Raw genomic sequence first — 18,250 nt, forward strand, 5'->3', positions numbered from 1 at the left:
CCATCGCGGTCGATGGGGGCCTTTCGCGTGTTCTCAGTGCGCGAACGCGAGCTCGCGGGTCTCCTCGGTGCGCTGCTCCAGCGCCGACTTCTCGGCGAGCGGGTTCTCCTTGAGGAACCAGACCAGCGCGAAGCCGACCGCCAGCACGATGCCGCCGACGGTGAACACCGTGCTCATCGAGCTGGCGAACCCTTCGAGGATCGGCCTGGCCAGCGCCGGGTCGAGCTTGGCCAGCGCCGAGGTGTCGTTGATGTCGAACTTCATCCCGCCGGGGTTCGCGGCCAGCGCCGCGGCGTAGGCCGGGCTCGTGGCCGCCGAGCGGACGGCGGCGGCGATCCGGTCGCCGACCGTGCCGAACAGGATCGACATGAACACCGCGGTGCCCGCCGTGCCGCCGATCTGCCGGAAGAAGGTCGCCGACGAGGTGGCCACGCCGATGTCACGCGCCGGGACGTCGTTGGTCGCGGCCAGCTGCAGCGTCTGCATCGACGAGCCGAGGCCGAGCCCGATCACGAAGGCGATCGCCATGACCACGGCCATCGGGGTGTCGACGCCGATCGTGGCGAGCGCGAACAGCGCCGCCGCCATCAGGCCCAGTCCGGCGACCGCGAAGGCCTTGTACCGGCCGGTCCGCGAGATGACCTGCCCGCTGAGCATGCTGGCGCTCATGATCCCGACGGTCAGCGGCAGCATCTGCAGGCCTGCCTGTGTCGGCGTCGCGCCCTTGACGATCTGCAGGTAGAGCGGCAGCGACATCATCGCGCCGAACATCCCGACGCCCTGGATCACGGTCACCATCGTGGCCATCCGGAACACCGGCCGCCCGAACAGGCGCAGCGGCAGCAGCGCGGCGTCGCCCATCCGGCGTTCCTGCCAGACGAAGGCCAGCACACCGAGCCCGCCGACGATGTACATCGCGATCGAACCGGCCGAGCCCCAGCCCCATTCGCGGCCCTGCTCGGCGACGATCAGCAGCGGCACCAGCCCGGCGGTCAGCGCGACGGCGCCCCAGTAGTCGACCTTCTGCTCGACGCGGGTGTGCGGGATGTTCAGCACCTTGCTCACGACGACCAGCGCGGCCAGCGCGATCGGCACGTTCACCAGGAACACCCAGCGCCAGCCGGTGACGCCGGCGAACGAGTCGATACCGGCGAAGAAACCGCCGACGACCGGGCCCGCGACACTCGAGATGCCGAAGACGGCCATGAAGTAGCCCTGGTAGCGGCTGCGCTCACGCGGCGCGGTGATGTCGGTGATGATCGCCAGCGCGAGCGACATCAGGCCGCCGGCGCCGAGCCCCTGGAACGCGCGGAACGCGGCCAGTTCGTACATGGATCCGGCCATGCCGCTGGCCAGCGAGCCGACCAGGAACAGGCTGATCGCGGTCAGGTACATCGGCTTGCGGCCGTAGAGATCGGACAGCTTGCCGTACAGCGGGGTGGAGAGCGTCGCGGTGATGAGGTAGGCCGTGGTCGCCCACGCCTGCAGGCTCAGGCCGTGCAGCTCGTCGGCGATGGTCTTCATCGCCGAGGACACGATCGTCTGGTCCAGTGCGGCCAGGAACATGCCGAGCATGAGGCCGGAGAGCACGGTCAGGATCTGACGATGGGTCAGCTTGCCCCCTTCCGCGGTGGCGGTGTCACTCATGGGAACTCCTCTGAAGTCTGGGTTCGCAGTTGCTTGCATCAGTCAACTACTTGCTGCACGCAAGTATTCCCCCAAGAGCTTGCATGATGCAACCAAGTTCCCCTGTGACCCTCGTTACCACCCCCAATGTGGCTTTCGTCAGCTCTGAGCTGACGAAAGCCACATTGGCGTGCTGAAAACTGACGAATGCCGCATTCGGGGTCTCGAACCTGCCGAAAGCCGCATTGGGATTTTTTTAGGCGGCGTAGCCAGGGATCGGGAAGGGGGCGAGGAACTCCCGGATCTCGGCGGCGATGGTGTCCAGCGCGGCGGTCTCCTCGGCGGCGGCCGCGGTGATCGTGCGGTCGATCCAGTCAGCGACCTGGATCTGGTGCTCGGGCTTCAGGCCGCGGGTGGTGATCGCGGAGGTGCCGAGCCGGATGCCGGACGGGTCGAACGGCTTGCGCGGGTCGAACGGGACCGTGTTGTAGTTCAGCTCGATGCCCGCGCGGTCCAGCGCCTGCGCGGCCGGCTTGCCCGCGACCGACTTGGTGGTCAGGTCGATCAGCAGCAGGTGGTTGTCCGTGCCGCCGGACACCAGGTCGTAGCCGCGCTCGACCAGTGCCTCGGCGAGCGCCTGCGCGTTGGCGACGATCGCGTGCGCGTACGTCGAGAACTCGGGCTTCTGCGCCTCGCCGAGCGCGACCGCGATCGCGGCGGTCGTGTGGTTGTGCGGACCACCCTGCAGGCCGGGGAAGACGGCCTTGTCGACGGCCTTCGCGTGGTCGGCGTCGGACAGGATCATCGCGCCGCGCGGGCCGCGCAGCGTCTTGTGCGTGGTCGTGGTGATCACCTGGGCGTGGCCGACCGGCGACGGGTGCGCGCCACCGGCGACCAGGCCCGCGATGTGCGCGATGTCGGCGACGAGCACCGCGCCGACCTCACGCGCGATCTCGGCGAACGCCGGGAAGTCGATGGTGCGCGGGATGGCCGTGCCGCCCGCGAAGATCAGCTTCGGCCGGTGCTGCAGCGCGAGGTCACGCACCTGGTCGAGGTCGACGCGGCCGGTCTCCTTGCGCACGCCGTAACGCACCGGGGTGAACCACTTGCCGGTCGCGGACACGCTCCAGCCGTGCGTGAGGTGACCGCCGTCGGGCAGCGCCATGCCGAGCACGGTGTCGCCGGGCTGTGCGAAGGCGAGATAAACGGCGAGGTTCGCCGGAGAGCCGGAGTACGGCTGGACGTTGGCGTGGTCGGCGCCGAAGACGGCCTTCGCCCGCTCGATGGCGAGCGTCTCGACCTGGTCGATGAGCTGCTGGCCCTCGTAGTAGCGCTTGCCTGCGTAGCCCTCGGAGTACTTGTTCGTCAGTACCGTGCCGGTCGCTTCGAGCACCGCCTGCGAGACGTAGTTCTCCGAAGCGATGAGCCGGATTTTGTCGTGCTGGCGCTGGGCTTCCTGTTCGACGAGCCCGGCGATGGCCGGGTCGGCGGCGGCGAGCGCGGTGAGAGCGGGCTGGTGCGTCATAGGCATGCTCCTGCCTAGTGGGTCGACACCCAGGCGCGCGGTGCCGGCCTTGTCATCGCTTCCCGGTGGTGCTCCACCTTAGTTTCGCGCCAGTCGCTGCTGCGCCTGCCATCTTAGCGGCGGTGGTCAACGCACCAACGCCGCGTGCAGCCACTCGTCCGGTCACAGAAAACCTGACCGCACGCCTCACAATGCTTGACGCGACGCCAGCCGCCGACGGCGACGAGTTCCGCCATTCCCGCCGCCGCTTCGACGATTTCGCCTTCCCGATTCGTTCCGACGTAAACGATCCGCCACGCGCTGCCGGTGCCGACGAGCCGCGGCCGCGCACCGGCTTCGGCGAGAATGCCGTTGAGCCGCCGCGCGGCCGCCTGCTCGTCAGGCAGTAGTTTCGCGACGGCCGTCAACGTCGGATTTCCTTGCCGCAGCAGCCTTTCCGTGACGCCGAGTTCCGGTTCCAGCGCCCGGAACGGCGGCACGACAGCGTGTTTACGCATCCACGGAAACCCCCATGGAGCGAGCGGTGCCCGCGACCGTCCGCATGGCGGCTTCGAGGTCGTTCGTGTTGAGATCCGGCAGCTTGCGCTCGGCGATCTCCCGCAGCTGCGCTTGGGTGATACTGCCTGCGCTCACCCGGCCGGGCTGCGCGGAACCCTTGCCCCCCAACGCTTTCCGGATCAGGAAAGCCGTCGGCGGCGTCTTCAGCCGCAACTCGAACGACCGGTCCTCGAACACCGAGACCACGACCGGCACGACATCGCCGCGCTGCGCCGACGTCGCCGCGTCGTACTGCTTCTTGACCTCGACCAGGTTGACCCCGGTCTGCCCGAGCATCTTGCCGAGATCGACCACCGGCGCGTTGCCCGCGGGCAGCTCGAGGGTGACCTGATGACTGAGTTTCTTGATCTTCGGAGCCATACCCGAAGACGGTAAAAACTCCAGTCACTGGAGAGTCAAACCCGAAAAAATCCCAATGCGTCTTTCGGTCCTTGGGAGGTGCCGAAAGACGCATTGGGGACCTGGCACGGACCGAAAGACGCTTTCGGGACCTGCCAGGGGCCAAAGGACGCATTCGGGAGATGACCAGGGGTCAGTCGAGGGGGACGATGCCCTCGGCGTGGCGGCGGGCCAGCTGGCGGTAGATCTCGGCGTTGTGGTCGACCCAGAGCCGGGAGCTGTCCGTGAGCGGGATGTGCTTCTTGGCCGGGCTGCCCATGGCGATCATCTCCGGCGGGACGATCATGCCGGGCGTGACCGTGGCGCCTGCCGCGACGAGCGCGCGTGCGCCGATCTCGGCCTTGTCCAGCACGGTCGAGCCGTTGCCGATCAGCGCCTGCTCGCCGATCGTGCAGTCGTGCACGAGGCATTGGTGCCCGACCGTCACGTTGCGGCCGACTTCGCAGACGCCGTCGTTGACGTGGATCACCGAGTTGTCCTGGATGTTGGCGCCCTCGCGGATGATGATCTTGCCGAAGTCGGCCCTGATCACCGCGCCGTACCAGATCGAAGCGTCCTTTTCGACGACGACGTCGCCGATCAGGGTCGCGGTCGGCGCGATCCAAGCGTCGGGGTGCACCTGGGGGCTCAGCCCCTCGAACGAGAACATCGGCATGCGTCCCACCCTAGGCGGGACGCATGCCGATGTCCTATCTAGACGGCCGCGTTGATGATCAGGTCGACGGCCTTGTCGTTGCGCTGGGTCTGCGCGGGAATGGCCGAGCCGGGCGGGTAGAAGCCCGGGTTCGAGCCCTTCGGGTACATCTCGAAGGTGTAGCTGAGGATCTTGTGGGTGCCCCACATCCAGTCGTTGACGGCGCCGTCGGTGATGTAGAGGTCACTCGACTGCTCCGGCGTGTAGCCGTTCGTCGCCGCCATCTGCTTGCCGAGGGTGGCGAACTTGTCGTACTCGGCCTGGGTCATGCCGGGCGCGGTGTTGTTGTAGGTCCAGCCGAACGGCCAGAGCACCAGCTCCGAGTAGGTGTGGAAGTCGATGTGCGTCTTGATCTGCTGGGCGCCGCCGACCACGCGGCCGTTGACGAAGTCGGCGACCGCCTTGGACTCCGGCGCGGAGAACGCCGACGGGCCACGGTAGGTCTCGCTGCTCGGGGAACCGGAGGAACCGCCGCAGCAGCCCCACTTGTAGCCCCAGTTGCGGTTCGTGTCGGTGCCCGAGCCCTGACGGTTCTTGCGCCACATGTGATAGGTGCCGCCGGAGATGTCGTACTCCGAGCCGTCCGGGTTCACGTTCGGGATCACGTAGATCTCGTGCGTGTCGACCATCTTCTTGATGTTGGCGTCGGTGGCGTAGAGCGACGTGAACCGCTTCACGATGCGCAGGCACATCTCGGTGGTGAGGTGCTCACGCGCGTGCTGGTTGCAGGTGAACAGCACCTCCGGCTCGTTCTCGTCGGTCGCCACGTTGTCGCTGATCTTGATCATGTTCAGCGCGCGGCCCTGGTACGAGTTGCCGACGCTGGTCAGTTTCGCCAGCGCGGGGAAGCTCGACTGCGTCTGCTGCAGCTCGGCCGTCGTCTCGGCGTAGGTGTGGTACGCCTGGTCACCCGGCGGGAAGTCGGTGATGGCCGACGTGGCGGCGTCGTTCGAGGGGACGTCGTTCGAGGGGACACTGCCTCGGCGTTCGACGGTGAACCCGAGCGCGCGCAGTTCCTTCGCCTTGTCTGCGGTGGCGATGACGATCGACGACTCTTCGGTGGATTCGACCATGTCGACACCGGTGCGGGAGACCGCGGTGCGCAGCTGTGGCGTCGAGGTTCCGAGTACTTCGTAGATGTCGCGTTGCGGTTGCGCTGCCGTCGCCGAGGTGGCGGCGACGGTCATCGACAGCAGGGCCAGCGTGGAGAGAAACGCCGCCATGCCACGTCGTTTGCGCATTCTGCGCCTCCTGATCTTAACCGGACAGGGTGGTTCCACCTTGGCCACAGCGCAGGAGAAGGAACAATACGTAGCAATACGGATCTTTTGCGCGTCTGCTACCCGTAGTTCGCCAGGCACAGCGCGGCGATGTCGGCACGCAGCGCGCGGAACGGCCTCGGCCGGACCCGCTGTTGCACGATCGCGCCCAGCAGATAGGACAGCAGCGCGCGGGCGCGGTCACGCGGATCGTCGACGTCGAGCGGCGCGAGCAGCTCCGCGAACAGCTCGGTCACCGAGACCAGCATCGCGTCGATGGCCTCCGGGTGCCGCGCGCGGTCGGCGGCGATCCAGTACTCGAACCACAGGAAACCGGCGTTCGGCTGCTCGGCGAATGTCGCGAGGTAGGCCTTGAGCACGGCGAACAGCCGCTCGTTCGGGTCGTCGACGCGGGCGGCGACCGTGCGCAGCGACGCGACGAACGCGGTGATGTGCGCGGCCATCGCCCGGTCGATCAGCACGTCGATGTCGGCGAAGTAATAGTGGATCGCGCTCTTGGTGAGCGGCCCGGCGTCGGCGATGGCGCGCACGGTGCAGCCGGCGAGCCCGTCGCGGGCGAGCACCAGTCTGGCCGCCTCGACGATCTGCTGCTGCTTGTGCAGCTGGTTGGGCGACAGCTCGGTACTGCGGCCGGGCGCGACGGTCACGGGCGCTCCTCTCGGATTCGGAGTCCTGAACTCTAGGACACCGGTCCCAACCTGATCGAGACACCCGAATACGGGCTGCGCGAGCGGCCTCGACAGCGGACAATGCCACGCATGGTTACATCCGCGACGGGCGGCCTGAGCCCTGAAACCCGCGAGCAGGTGCTCAAAGAGCTGACCGACCTCCGAGCCCAGCGTGCGCAGAACACGCCCCGGCTCGGCGAGGCCGACAAAGCAGGCGACTCCGCCGACCAGGCGGACGCGCTGGAAGCGCATGAGGTCGCCGCGAGGCTCGACCGCCGGATCGCGGAGCTCGAAGCGCTGCTGGAGCACGGCCCGTCGGCACACCTGCTGGCCGACGGCACGGTGGTGACGCTGCGCTTCAGCGACGGCGAAGAGGAGACGTTCCGGGTGGTCACCTTCCCCGGAGAGGCGGCGGATCTGCTGACGTCGGACAGCCCGCTGGGCCTCGCGCTCGTCGGCCGCAAGGCAGGAGACGAAATCAGGTATCGCACACCGCGCGGCGAGGCGACCGCCACGGTCGTTTCGCTGAAGGCGCCCAACTAACCCGGACGAGTGGATTCCACGAAAAAACAGGGCCCCGCACGCGCGGGGCCCTGTTTTTTCGTACTACGGCTCAGTGCTTGGCGTCTGCCGGGAAAATCCACAGCGGGCCATAGCCCGACGTCATTTTCGCGACCGGCCCGAGGCACGGCCCCTGGCAGCCGCGGATCCGGTCGGAGCAGTCGCATTCGAGGTCGAGCGGTGATTCGACGGCCTGCGCCTGGAACGACTTCGTCACGGCGGCCTGGCCGCCGAGCGAGGCGAGCAGCTTGAACGCGTCGGACGGGCCGAACTTCTTGACCGCGTCCTCGTACAGCGAGGTCAGCTGCTTCTTGGTGCCTGCCTTGGGCTCACCCTCGAAGTTCGACACCACCGTGGCGAGCGCGACGGCCTGCGTGATGACCGCGGTCTGGCCTGCCGAAAGCCTGCCGTTCTCGCCGCGGAACCGGTTGAAGTGCTCCATCCAGAGCTTGCTCTTCGCCTCCGGCGGCAGCGCCTCGAAAATGGCGCGGCGATAAGCGACCGGGTATCGCGAGAATTCGTCGTAGCCGGCCGGCAGCTTCGCGCGGTTCTTTTCGATCCAATTGCGGCCCTTGGCAGGCGCCTCGGGAGCCGCGCTCGCGATTCCCGCGGTCAGCAGACTGCCTGCGACGACAATTCCGCCGGCGAGCTGAAGAAAGCCCGCCCGGCTGATCTTGCCTGCTTTACCCGTCAATTCCCCGGCGTCGCGCAGCTGCCCGAGCGCGCGCACGACCCGCACCGACGAGGCAGGGCCGAGCCTGCGCACCAGCGCGGCGCCCATCGCCTTGCCCGTCCAGGCGCGCACCTGCTCCCCGCGCACCCTGAGCAACGTCGGCGCCCACGGCGCGGCGTAGCCCAGTGCCTGCTCACGCCACTGGCTCACGTCGTCGTGGTTGAGCGACATGACCTCGATCCGGCCGTCGCAGGCCCGCTCGACGACGGTGGAGATTTTCCGGCACGTCTCGCACGACGCGTCGAAAGCGAGCACCCAGCGCTCAGGTCCGATCCCCATGTTTCCTCTTCTTCCTGCCGTGACCGACCCACCCCAGACGACAGGCAGCGACAGAGAAATACATCAGAGAGAAATGTATTGACAGCCACCTTCGACTGGCACCACTTTACTGGAGGACCGACTGGGCGCACCAGCCTCGTCAAGAGTGAACAAACCCCGCACGAGAGTCCGCTGGCATGATCGAGCCACCCCGAGTCGGCGTTACCGTTTTCTTCGAAAAGTGACCAACTTCCGCGCCCGGTCGTCAGCGAGGGCCGGAAGCGACCTCGACCTGGCGTGCGAGCCATAGCAGTCCGGAGGCGCGGAAGTACTCACCGCGATGGTCGGTCCATTGCGCGGGCGTGAGCCGTCCCTCGAGTTCCCTGACGCACCCGGCCAAGGCCTCACGCTGCTCCGCCCCGAGCGCACCCGCCGAAGCCAAGCATGCGTCCACACAGGACTTCACCTGTTCCGCGACCGGATCACCGGGCACCACCAGCGGCCCGAGCTTGCGCCTGCTGTCGAACATCACCGCGTGCAGCGCGGCGCGTCGCTCATCCCCGTACCACCGCGTCAGATGGTGCGGGTTCTCCTCACGCCCCGAAGGCTGCCGCCGCCCAGCCCGCTTGGCCACCAGCCGCCGTTCCCCGTAAGCCCGCAGCTCAGCGTGCCAAACTCCCCGGCTGGCCTCGATCACCTCAAGCGCTCGCACCAACGCCTCTTCATCAGGCTTCCCCTGAAAAGCCCCGGCCCGCTCCTCCAGGAAGCTCAAGGTCGCACAGAACCCAATGGGCCGATAGAGCTGCACACAACTCCGCAGCGCCCCCACCCGATGCCGATAAGGCACCCCCCGGTCCCGCACCTTCCGCGCAAAGTTGCCAAAGCTCACCCCGGCAACCTACCCACGCACCACCCCCACCGCAGGCTCGTGAGTGGTACAGCCGGTTAGAACCGGCCAAACCACTCACGACCAACACACCCCACGCAACAAACCCCACGGAGCGCGACCACACAACTGAGGGGGTCCGGGGGACGCAGTCCCCCGGCTGGGGGCGTGGGGGCTTGGCCCCCACACCAACACGCGAAAATCGAAACCCCCGGTCTGCGCGTTCCGCAGACACGGGGGTCCGATGAGATTGAGCCGCCTAGGGGAATCGAACCCCTGACCTATTCATTACGAGTGAATCGCTCTGGCCGACTGAGCTAAGGCGGCGTGAACTCGGCCATGGCCTCGTTCGTGGACAAGTGTAGCGGGTACGTTCGGCGTCACCTTCCGGGCCCCACCTCGTTAGGGTGCTATGACGCCGGTCTCAGTGTGGTTGACCGGCACACGTCGCGTTGGAGGACTGGAACGTATGCGGTCAAGCCTGCCTCGCAAGTTCGCTCTGCCGGTGACGGCCGCGCTGCTGGTGTTGTGGTCGGCGCCTGCGATGGCGCAGCAGATTCCGACGACGCCGATTCCGGAGCCTGCTGATCCTGGGCAGGCGCCGATCACGTCGCAGCCTTATCCGCGGCCGTTGGGGCATGCGGTGGGTGATGCGGGTTCGGCGTTGGGGATGGTGCGGTTGCTGCCGAACGCGGTGCCGACGGGCACGATCTTGCCGGGGTATGGGGACAAGCTGCCGAAGCAGTCCGCGCTCGAGGCGGGGATGGGTTTGTCGAGCGCGCAGGCGAACTCAGAGGCCTACCTGGCTTACGAGAAGTCGATCGCGCAGGCTTCGCCGTTCGGGCTTTCGATCGCAGGTAAGGCGCCGCAGGCTCCTGGGAGCCTCGTGCAGACCGCGCTGCCGGACAACGAGCAGCCGATCAGTGGCGGGCTGAACGGTCCGCAGAATCCACTGCTCAATGTCGGGTTGCTGAACGGCCAGGTGCACGCGCGGTGGAGTGACTCGCTCGGGCCTTGTGTCGGCACGATCGCCGACGCGAGCACGTCGGTCGGCAGCCTTTCGCTGCTGAATGTCGTTCCGACGCTGCCGCAGCTGCCGATGGGCGGGCTCGGAGTGCCGAATCTGGCGAGCGGGTTCGATCCGGCGATGGGGCTGCAGAGCCTGGGCGGCCTGTTGCAGGGCGGCGGGCAGACGGCGGCGAACGGGTCGTTGCTGAACCTGCCGAACACGTTGTCGTCGCGGTCGATCGTGCGGCTGGTGGACATCGAGGGCTCGGACAAGAAGGCCGTCGAGTCGATCTCGACGCTGCAGGGCGCCGACATCCAGATCCTCAAGGGCACGCCGCTGGAGCTGTCGGTGAAGATCGCCAGCCAGCCGACACTGCGGGTGCTGAACACCGGCGACAAGAAGACGTCGAAGGTGGACTACACCGCGCCGGTGATGACCATCGAGCGTGGCGGCAAGGTGCTCTACACGCTCGACGCGGCGCACCCGACCAAGGACATCCCGATCGGGCTGCCGCTGGACGGGCTGTCGCAGCAGTTCGGGCAGGTGGACAGCATCCCGGTCGTCGGCGGGCTGGTATCGACGCTGACCAAGGGCGTGCAGCAGGTCGGTGACACCACGGGCAAGGTGCTCGACCTCGGTGTCATCAAGCTGAGCATCGCGAACCTCACGCAGAAGAGCCTGGACATGACCGAGCCGTTCAAGGGCTTCCAGCTCGCGGCCTCGGCGCGGATGTTCGACCTTCAGGTGCTGCCGACGACGAAGCTGAAGGAACTGCTGGGCGACAAGGGCAAGGACCTGCCGTCTTCGCTCGCGCAGATCTCGCTCGGTGAGCAGATCGCCCGCGCGTACGCGCCGGAAGGCGGCGTCGAATGCGGCACCGAGCAGGCGCCGCCGGGTGGTGGCGAGCAGCCGAAGAGCCCGCCGAAGAACCTCGCGTACACCAGCGGCGCGTACAACACGGTGCCGATCTTCTGGACCGGGACGGGCCTGCTGCTGCTCGGTGTGGTGCTGGTCGCGGCCATCCCGCGTCGCCGTGAGACGGCCACGCCGGTGCCCTTCAAACCGTCGCCGCGCCCCAGGGACTAGGACTCGTGAGTGATGCCGACGGTTAGAACCGTCGGCATCACTCACGACCTTTTCAGCCCTGGCGCAAGGTGGTGATCATGGCTTCGACCGCGATGCGCGGTTTGACGTTGAGGCCGATGGCTTCGCGGCACTCCAGCACGGCTTCGAGCCGCCGCAAGGTGGACTCGGCCGTCCACTGGGACGCGGCCGAGGTGATCTCTCGCGCGTGGTCGGGGTGTGTCAGCGCGGCGCCCGACCGGCTCGACGTGACGAGCACGTCCCGGTAGAAGCCCGCGAGGTCGATCAGCGCGAGATCGAGTGTGTCGCGCTGGGTACGCGTCGCGCGCGACTTCTGCCGCTTCTCCAGCGCTTTGACGGCCGCTTCGGCGGCACGCTTGGCGCCGGCGACACCCTTGCCGACGCCGTCGCCGCCCATCGCGGTGCGCAGCTCGGACTTCTCGCTCTCGTCGCGGTCCTTGCTGGCGCCGGTCGCGTCGGCCTCCGCGGTGCTGATCAGCTGATCGGCGCTGGTGAACACGTCACCTGGCCTGGCAAGGCCGAGCGGGATGCGCAGCACGATCGCGCGGCGGTCGCGGGCGCTCTCGTCGGTGGCGAGCCGCCGGGCGCGGCCGATGTGCCCGCCGCAGACCGAGGCGGCCCACCGCGCCAGGTCTTCCGAGACCTCGTCACGCTCGATCAACACCTGGGCGATGGACGCGGGCGGCGGCGTGCGCAGGTTGATCAGGCGGCAGCGCGAGCGGATGGTGACCGAGACGTCTTCTGGATGGTCGGACGGCGCGCAGAGCAGGAAGACCGTGCGGTCCGGTGGCTCTTCGACGGCCTTGAGCAGCGCGTTCGACGCGCCCTCGGTGAGCCGGTCGGCGTCCTCGATGATCACGACCTGCCACTGCCCGGTGGTCGGGCGGCGCGCGGCGGCCTGCACCAGCGCACGCATCTCGGCGACGGAGATCGACAGGCCTTCCGGGACCACGAGGCGAACGTCTGCGTGCGTGCCCGCCATGGTCGTGCGGCAGCCGGTGCAGGCGCCGCAACCGAGGCCGGTGCTGCACTGCAACGCGGCGGCGAACGTCCGCGCGGCCGTCGAGCGCCCCGAACCGGGCGGGCCGGTGAGCAGCCAGGCGTGCGTCATCGCACCGGAGGCGGCCTTTTCGCCCGCCACGATCTTGGCCGCCGCTGCCGCTGCCGACGACAGCGTCTCGACCGCTGGTTCCTGCCCGACGAGCTGGTTCCAGACGCCGATCGTCACTGGGTCTCCAACACGGGCTCGGCGGGCGCGAGCCCGGACAACCGGCCGATCAGCATCGCGCGGACCGCGGTCCGCACCCGCTCACCGACCTCTTCCTCGGTGCCGTCCGCGTCGACCACGACGTAGCGGTCGGGGTCGCCCTCGGCCATCTCGGTCAGCAGGTGCTGGACCCGCCACTGGTCTTCGAGGTTGCCCGGCTTGACCTCCGCGACCGTGCCGGGGTCGGCGTCGAGCAGCACGGTGATGTCGGGCCGCAGCCGCCCGGTCGCCCAGTCGGCGAGCGCTTCGAGCTCGTCGGTGTCGAGCCCGGCGACGGCGGACAGGTGCGCGAGCGGCGAGTCGACGAAGCGCTCCATGACGACGACCGAGCCCGCGTCGAGCGCGGGCTGGACGTCACGTTCGACGATGTCGGCGCGCACCGCGGCGGCGGCCAGCGCCTGAGCGCGGGCGCCGGTCAGCGAAGCGCCGGAAACCAGGGAGACCAGGCGCTGGTCGTCCAAGGCCGGGTCGGCGGCGAGCACGACCGGGCGGGTGCCGGCGCGGAGCCAGTCGGCGAGCTGGGCTGCCTGGTTGGCGGTGTTGATGACCGTGGTGCCCTCGATGGCGATGAGCAGGCCGTTCACCCGGCGCGGGCGGCGGCGCAGCGCGTTGCGCAGGTCGGTGAGGATCGGTTCGGTGCGGCGCGAGTCCATCTGCCGGTAGGCGATGATGCCGAACAGCGAGGCCAGCAGCGCGCCGCCGATCATCACCGGGCGGGTGCCGTCGATGATGATCTCGCCGCCCCAGCCGCGTACCTTGGTCGGCGCGACCAGCCCGACCAGCAGCGGCACCAGCGCCAGCGAACCGCCGAGCACCACCTTGAGCAGCGACTGGTAGATCGCGTTGATCCGGCCGCGGATGGAGTCCTCGATCTGCGAGCCGATGATCGTGATGCCGGTCAGGAACGCGATGCCCGCGCAAGCTCCGACCAGCGCCACCGCGACCAGCGACACGGACAGGTGCGGCGAGAGGCCGACCAGCAGCAACGAGATCCCGGCGAAGACGATCGCGACGCCGAACAGCCGGTCGTGCGGCAGCCGCCTGGCGAGCTTCGGCGCGCTGCCCATGCCGATCACCAGGCCGAGGAAGACGCAGGCGACCAGCAGACCGAACGCCGACTGCCCGGCGCCGAGGCTGTTCGCGTACGTCTGGCCAGAGCCGACGACGGCACCGCCCGCGGCGAACGCGCCGGTCATGCCGATCAGCAGGCCGCGGACCAGCGGGGTGCTCTTGATGAACTTGACGGCGTCGGAGAACATCGCGCCGATGCCCTGCGACTCGTCCTTCTCGACCTTCTCCTTGACCCGAGGCGAGTCGTGGACGCCGCGCAGCGAGAGCTCGGGGATCCTGGTCAGGATTGTGATCGCGCTGGAGAGGTAGAGCAGGCAGGCGACGCCGAGCACGATCTTGAGCGGCCCGTGGTCGCCGAACAGCGTGGACGGCAGGTGCAGCGTGGTCTTCGCGCCGGTGATGATCGAGAACAGGCCCAGCCCGGTGACCACGGAGATGCCGTAGGTCATCACGAGGCCCAGCTGGCCGGCGGTCTCCACCTGGATCGGGCGGCGCAGCAGGTTGGGCACCGCCGCGTCCTTCGCCGGGATCCACATGATCGACGCCGAGCTGACGGCGAAACCGCTGAGGTAGATCCAGATCGGCGCGTCGAAGACGATGACCGAGAACAGCAGGCAGGCGCGCAGCACGTCGGCGACGACCATGATCTTGCGCCGGTCGAACCGGTCGGCCAGCAGGCCGCCGATCGGCGCGAACAGCAGCCCGGGGAGCAGGTTCGCCAGCACCACGCTGCTGAACGCGAAGTTCTTCGCGGTGTAGCTGCTCGCGATGCTGTTGGCGAGCCCGGCCAGGCCGAAGATCATCATCCAGTCGGCGGTGCTGCACATGTACGTGACGCCCCAGAGCCGCCGGAACGGCTTGATCGCCAGCACCCGCCTGACCCGGTGGATGGTGGACGCGTCGGACCCCGCCGGCCCGCTGGAGCCGACGTCGGGAATCGTCCGCACGCCCTCGCTGATACGCCCACCCCACTAGTTACGGCAGCGTCGGCGGACCCCGAGGGGTACCCCGACCGTATGGCCAGGGTATCCCGGGGTGCCGGGCGTGCGCGGGATGGGCCCTTCCGGTGCCCGTTAAGAGAAGATGCCGGCGATGCTCCCGAAAAGGCTCACAAGCAGCTGAATCGCCACGATCGCGAAGACGATCATGAGCACCACGGCCACGATCACACCCGCCGAATTGGACGACGGCTTGCCGATTTTGAGCGTCGGCAGCTTGCGGGCGGGCGGCCGCTTCCTGGGCACCTCTTCGTCTTCGTCCGACGACACCTCGGCGGCGACCGCGCGGCCCTTCGGCCATTTCGCCTGCCGGAGGATCTGCGGCGTGCGCACCGGCCAGGTGCGCTGCTGCGGGAGCATGCCCAGCGGCTGCTCGACGGGCACCTCGCCCGGCGTGAACGGCTGCGGCAGCGCCGACGACGGCGTCGCGCCGTTGCCATTGCCGTTCCCCTGCTCGGCGAGCAGCGCGGCGTTGACCATTTGCCGGACGGCGTCGACGTCCGGCTGCACCGGGGAGGCGACGCGCAGGCGGGGGTAGTCCTCGCCTGCGGCTTCGGGCGCGGCTCCGGCCAGCCCGGACAGCGGGTCGGCGAACGTGTCCTGCGCCGGGGGCGCGAAAGTGCCGTCTCCGTCTGGAGTTCGACCTGTCATCGTGTCCACCTCACTACGGAATGTCGTGCCCTTCCAGGGTAGTGGGCGGCGTCGATTCCACATCCACCCAACGGACCAGATACGCGTCACGAGCGGCGAGACTTTTCGCGACTTCGTCAAGTAACGGTTCGAAAAACGCTTGACGATAGCGGGCGTCGGTCGCCGTCGACGCCGCGAAGTAGAGCCCGGAGAACCCGCCGAGGAACAGCGAGACCTGCACCAATGCCGACTTGACCGGCAGCTTCACGCCGAACAACGAGCCCGGTCCCGACTCTCGGCCCGCGTAAAGGGTGATCACCTCCGGCTGCAGGATCAATGCGCCGAAGACGATGAAAAACAAGAAGACCAGCACCGCGAATGCCACTATCTGGACGGCTTCGGTGAAAAAAAGGACGAGCAGGATGTTCAGCCGCTCCGAAATTCTCAATTCTTGACTACGCTCGGTGAGTTTGTCATTTTCGAATGGAGTACCCCGGAGCAGCGCCGATCGATCTCGTAGCGGACGGTGTCCACTCCGCAGCTCGCGCATCTCGTCGACGAGCATCCCGGCGAGGAACGCGGCACCCACCGCGCCGAGGAACAGCAGCGCCATCCACAGCTGGAACCGGCTCAGCCGTTCCACCGCCTGCCACAGCTCGGCGGTGAAGAAGCTGAACAGCACCACCAGCAGCATCAGCGGCAACGCCCGCGACGCCAGCGAACCGATCGTCTTGACCTGGTCGAGCGCGTTGCGGGCCGCCCACACCAGCACCGAGCCGATCCCGATCCTGACCAGCAGGTTCAGCCCGATCGCGATCGCCGCGTTCTGGCCGACGAACGCCCAGAACCCGTGCTCCAGCCCGGTGCTGACCTCCAGGATCGGCACGCCGAACACCCAGAGCGCGACGATCACGACCGCCGCGATCCGCTGCGTCCGCTCCGGCTTGGTGTCCAGCCAGCGCGCCACGAGCCAGCCCGCGACCGCAGGCACGGTGACCATCGCGAACAGCAGCGCGAGCACGCCGACGGCATATCCGGTGCTGCCGTCGTCGGAGACGTCGAGCCTGCTCAGCAGGTAGTCGAGCAACGGCAAGAGCAGGAGCAGGTACACCTGCGCGGGCGCGGACCGGCGGAGCACGGCCCGCTTGCGCCGCGACCGCTCGACCACGAACGGCAGGCCCCGCCGCCGGAACCACGCCTCGGCGGCGCTGCGCTCATGATCCGATGGCCGTCCGCGTCCCCTCACCGCGCCCATCCTGGCCCACGCCCACGCTCCCCCGCGACCGCCGTCCCACCGAGATCACCCACCCAGCCTCGCTCGCGTACCCAGAGAGTCGGAACGCGTGCCTGAGCGGTCGGGACACGTACCCAGAGGGTCGGGGGCGGGAGGTCACGGGAGACGGGATCGGCCTCCTTCCACGCTGACCCGGAAGAAGGTCTCGCACATCTCGTCGGTCATGCCGATCAGGAGGAGCTCGCGCGAGCGGTCGCCGCCGCCCCACTCGGCCAGCGCGTAGCGGCCGATGTCGGTGTCGACGAGCACGAAGCCGTGGTCGGGGAACTCGGCGCAGAGGCCGCCGAAGGCGACCAGGTCGATCACCGTGGTGCCGCTGCGGGGACGTTCGAGCAGGTCCATCACCTCGTCGACCTTGCCGGCGTGCGCGACGTCGATGGTGCCGTCTGGGTTGACCGGCACGCGGACCAGTCCCGAGCGGCCGGGCGGCGCCTTCGGCAGGCGGGCGACGATCGCCTCCGGCAGGCGGACGTCGGCGCCGCCCTTGAAGTCCCAGCGGCGGTCGGGATGGCGGACCTGCACGAGCAGGCCGCCCTCGTCGTCGGCGTACGCGCGCAGGTCGAGCACGCCGGGCAGATCCTCGTACACGCCGGTGAGCACCGCGCGGACCGAACCGCGCAGCAGCACCGAGAAGAACTGGAAGCCGCCGTCGTTGAGCTCGCCGTGCTCGCCGGCGCCCAGCTCCTCCAGGAAGACCGCGCGCTGGATGTGGCGCTCGGCGTCGGCGATGAGGTCGGCCGGGTCCTCGGAGTAGACGCCGTAGCGGATCTCGTCGTCGGTCAGCTCCGGCTGGTACTGGTCGAAGATCGAATGCCGCTCGGGAACGGCGGCCAGCACCGGTGCGGCCGCCAGTTCCATCAGGCCGGTGACCGTGCCCGCGATCAGCTCACGCATGACGCCTCACCGACTCCGCGATCCAGCGCTCGGCGTGCGAGCGGGTGGCCGGGCACCACCAGATGGTCCAGCGGCGGTCGCCGTCGAGCGACGCGCTGAACAGGTACCGGCCGAGGTCGTTGTCGACCAGGCCGAACGCGCCGTGCGGATACTCCGCGCAGACGGCGTTGCGGACCGTGAGGTCGACCAGCACCGTGCCGAGCCTCGGCCGCGCGACCGCCGCGCGCATCGCGGACAGCGCCTCGTGCTGGTCCGGCTCGATGAGGCCGTGCTCGTCGGCCTGGATCACCACGATCTCGCCCGGACCCGGCTCGCGGTCCGGCAGGCCGTCGAACACCCAGCCCGGCAGCGTGCTCAGGAAACCGGCGCGCAGCCTCGCCTGGTCACCGGCCTTGCTGAGCACGGTCGTGAAGTCCTCGTCGCCGAAGAACCGCACCTCCCACGGCTCGCGCCGCTCGGCGAACACCCCGGTGACCACGCCGCGGATGAACCCGCCGCGCAGCGCCCGGTACAGCCCGATCGCCTCGGGCGTGACCTCGCCGCCGGGCGCGAGCCCGAGCACGGACATGCCGGTCACGAACCGGAGGTACTCCTCGACCTCGGCGACGAGATCGCGGTCGCGCGGACGCGCCTGCTCCTCGAGGCAGGCGGGCACCTGGAACTGCGGATCGAAGAACTCCATGACCGACGGTCGCTGGGGAACCTCCGCCCGGATCGGGGCGACCACTTCGTCGATGACGTCAAAGACAGCCAGTGTCGAGTTGCTCACGGGAACCATTAAACACCCTGGCACCG

At 68.5% G+C, this 18,250-nt stretch carries 17 protein-coding genes and 1 tRNA gene; 2 read left to right on the forward strand and 16 right to left on the reverse strand.

Annotation, left to right across the window (positions count from 1 at the left end):
* Window positions 1-33: 33 nt before the first annotated feature.
* The 7 genes from AB5J62_RS39630 to AB5J62_RS39660 all read right to left on the reverse strand — a co-directional run bounded on the left by AB5J62_RS39630 (window position 34) and on the right by AB5J62_RS39660 (window position 6,729).
* Window positions 34-1,647, reverse strand: coding sequence for an MDR family MFS transporter (locus AB5J62_RS39630; RefSeq protein WP_370945164.1), 1,614 nt, complete (start codon window positions 1,645-1,647; stop codon window positions 34-36).
* Between the two features lie 235 nt (window positions 1,648-1,882).
* Complete coding sequence (gene glyA / locus AB5J62_RS39635; RefSeq protein WP_370945165.1) at window positions 1,883-3,151, reverse strand: serine hydroxymethyltransferase; 1,269 nt, start codon at window positions 3,149-3,151, stop codon at window positions 1,883-1,885.
* A 113-nt stretch (window positions 3,152-3,264) separates the two neighbouring features.
* A complete protein-coding gene (locus AB5J62_RS39640) occupies window positions 3,265-3,648 on the reverse strand; it encodes a hypothetical protein (protein ID WP_370945166.1) in 384 nt (127 codons plus the stop codon).
* Window positions 3,641-4,069: an uL11 family ribosomal protein gene (locus tag AB5J62_RS39645; RefSeq protein ID WP_370945167.1), complete on the reverse strand. Its 429-nt coding sequence runs from the start codon at window positions 4,067-4,069 to the stop codon at window positions 3,641-3,643. Before AB5J62_RS39645 ends, AB5J62_RS39640 begins: the two co-directional genes overlap by 8 nt.
* 172 nt (window positions 4,070-4,241) lie before the next feature.
* On the reverse strand, window positions 4,242-4,763 hold the full coding sequence (locus AB5J62_RS39650; RefSeq protein WP_370945168.1) for a gamma carbonic anhydrase family protein: 522 nt from the start codon (window positions 4,761-4,763) through the stop codon (window positions 4,242-4,244).
* Window positions 4,764-4,801: 38 nt separating this feature from the next.
* Complete coding sequence (locus AB5J62_RS39655) at window positions 4,802-6,025, reverse strand: M14 family metallopeptidase (RefSeq protein WP_370950466.1); 1,224 nt, start codon at window positions 6,023-6,025, stop codon at window positions 4,802-4,804.
* Between the two features lie 116 nt (window positions 6,026-6,141).
* Window positions 6,142-6,729: a TetR/AcrR family transcriptional regulator gene (locus tag AB5J62_RS39660; RefSeq protein ID WP_370945169.1), complete on the reverse strand. Its 588-nt coding sequence runs from the start codon at window positions 6,727-6,729 to the stop codon at window positions 6,142-6,144.
* Between the two features lie 111 nt (window positions 6,730-6,840).
* Here AB5J62_RS39660 and AB5J62_RS39665 point away from each other — a divergent pair, with 111 nt between their 5' ends.
* Window positions 6,841-7,293 carry a GreA/GreB family elongation factor gene (locus AB5J62_RS39665; protein WP_370945170.1) on the forward strand — a complete coding sequence of 151 codons (453 nt, stop codon included), beginning with the start codon at window positions 6,841-6,843 and terminating at the stop codon, window positions 7,291-7,293.
* Window positions 7,294-7,363: 70 nt separating this feature from the next.
* Here the strand turns inward: AB5J62_RS39665 and AB5J62_RS39670 are convergent, their stop codons facing one another.
* From AB5J62_RS39670 to AB5J62_RS39680, 3 genes are all read right to left on the reverse strand, one after another.
* Complete coding sequence (locus AB5J62_RS39670) at window positions 7,364-8,323, reverse strand: bacteriocin fulvocin C-related protein (protein WP_370945171.1); 960 nt, start codon at window positions 8,321-8,323, stop codon at window positions 7,364-7,366.
* A gap of 244 nt (window positions 8,324-8,567) precedes the next feature.
* Window positions 8,568-9,014: a hypothetical protein gene (locus AB5J62_RS39675; RefSeq protein WP_370945172.1), complete on the reverse strand. Its 447-nt coding sequence runs from the start codon at window positions 9,012-9,014 to the stop codon at window positions 8,568-8,570.
* A 427-nt stretch (window positions 9,015-9,441) separates the two neighbouring features.
* A tRNA-Thr gene (locus AB5J62_RS39680) sits at window positions 9,442-9,515 on the reverse strand.
* Between the two features lie 142 nt (window positions 9,516-9,657).
* Here AB5J62_RS39680 and AB5J62_RS39685 point away from each other — a divergent pair.
* Window positions 9,658-11,283 (forward strand): hypothetical protein, encoded by a 1,626-nt coding sequence (locus AB5J62_RS39685; RefSeq protein WP_370950499.1) that lies wholly within the window; start codon window positions 9,658-9,660, stop codon window positions 11,281-11,283.
* Between the two features lie 52 nt (window positions 11,284-11,335).
* Here the strand turns inward: AB5J62_RS39685 and AB5J62_RS39690 are convergent, their stop codons facing one another.
* The 6 genes from AB5J62_RS39690 to AB5J62_RS39715 all read right to left on the reverse strand — a co-directional run bounded on the left by AB5J62_RS39690 (window position 11,336) and on the right by AB5J62_RS39715 (window position 18,224).
* Window positions 11,336-12,529: a DNA polymerase III subunit delta' gene (locus AB5J62_RS39690; RefSeq protein WP_370945173.1), complete on the reverse strand. Its 1,194-nt coding sequence runs from the start codon at window positions 12,527-12,529 to the stop codon at window positions 11,336-11,338.
* Complete coding sequence (locus AB5J62_RS39695; protein WP_370945174.1) at window positions 12,526-14,586, reverse strand: bifunctional MFS transporter/dTMP kinase; 2,061 nt, start codon at window positions 14,584-14,586, stop codon at window positions 12,526-12,528. Before AB5J62_RS39695 ends, AB5J62_RS39690 begins: the two co-directional genes overlap by 4 nt.
* A gap of 126 nt (window positions 14,587-14,712) precedes the next feature.
* On the reverse strand, window positions 14,713-15,288 hold the full coding sequence (locus tag AB5J62_RS39700) for a hypothetical protein (RefSeq protein ID WP_370945175.1): 576 nt from the start codon (window positions 15,286-15,288) through the stop codon (window positions 14,713-14,715).
* Between the two features lie 13 nt (window positions 15,289-15,301).
* The gene (locus AB5J62_RS39705; RefSeq protein WP_370945176.1) at window positions 15,302-16,513 is read right to left on the reverse strand and encodes a hypothetical protein; all 1,212 of its coding nucleotides are present in this window, start codon (window positions 16,511-16,513) and stop codon (window positions 15,302-15,304) included.
* Window positions 16,514-16,657: 144 nt separating this feature from the next.
* A complete protein-coding gene (locus AB5J62_RS39710; RefSeq protein WP_370945177.1) occupies window positions 16,658-17,455 on the reverse strand; it encodes an ESX secretion-associated protein EspG in 798 nt (265 codons plus the stop codon).
* Window positions 17,448-18,224, reverse strand: coding sequence for an ESX secretion-associated protein EspG (locus AB5J62_RS39715; RefSeq protein WP_370945178.1), 777 nt, complete (start codon window positions 18,222-18,224; stop codon window positions 17,448-17,450). The genes AB5J62_RS39710 and AB5J62_RS39715 overlap by 8 nt, the downstream gene beginning before the upstream one ends.
* Window positions 18,225-18,250: the final 26 nt, after the last annotated feature.

Origin of the sequence: Amycolatopsis sp. cg5 (assembly GCF_041346955.1) — a bacterium.
In the GTDB taxonomy this organism is placed as follows: domain Bacteria; phylum Actinomycetota; class Actinomycetes; order Mycobacteriales; family Pseudonocardiaceae; genus Amycolatopsis.